Origin of the sequence: Methylobacterium sp. E-046 (assembly GCF_022829625.1) — a bacterium.
Taxonomy (GTDB): domain Bacteria; phylum Pseudomonadota; class Alphaproteobacteria; order Rhizobiales; family Beijerinckiaceae; genus Methylobacterium; species Methylobacterium longum.
Genome location: NZ_JAKSYP010000231.1, coordinates 1 through 280, shown reverse-complemented (window position 1 = coordinate 280; position 280 = coordinate 1). Strand labels below are relative to the sequence as shown.

The 280-nt window shown below is 73.2% G+C and carries 1 protein-coding gene; it reads left to right on the top strand.

Translation table 11 applies throughout. The features are described 5' to 3' along the window. Window positions 1-177 carry a LysR family transcriptional regulator gene (locus MKK82_RS24555; protein ID WP_313902120.1) on the top strand — a complete coding sequence of 59 codons (177 nt, stop codon included), beginning with the start codon at window positions 1-3 and terminating at the stop codon, window positions 175-177. The last annotated feature ends 103 nt before the right edge of the window (window positions 178-280 follow it).

The following is a 280-nucleotide window of genomic DNA, read 5'->3' as shown; positions in this document are numbered from 1 at the left end:
CTGAGCCGCCTGGACCTCAAGACGCTGCGCCTGTTCGCGGCGATCTGCGAGGAGGGCACACTCAACGGCGCGGCGAGACGGGCCGCGATCGCCCCCTCGGCGGTGAGCAAGCGGCTCGCCGAGCTGGAGCACGCGCTGGGCGCCCCGTACTTGGCGGCGTTGGTGGTGAGTTCGTGAATCGCCATCCCGATCGGCACCGCGACCTCGGAAGGCAGGTCGATCGCCGGCCCGTCGAGGCTGATGCGGCCCTCGGCGGCGCCGTCCGGCGCCACCTCCGCGT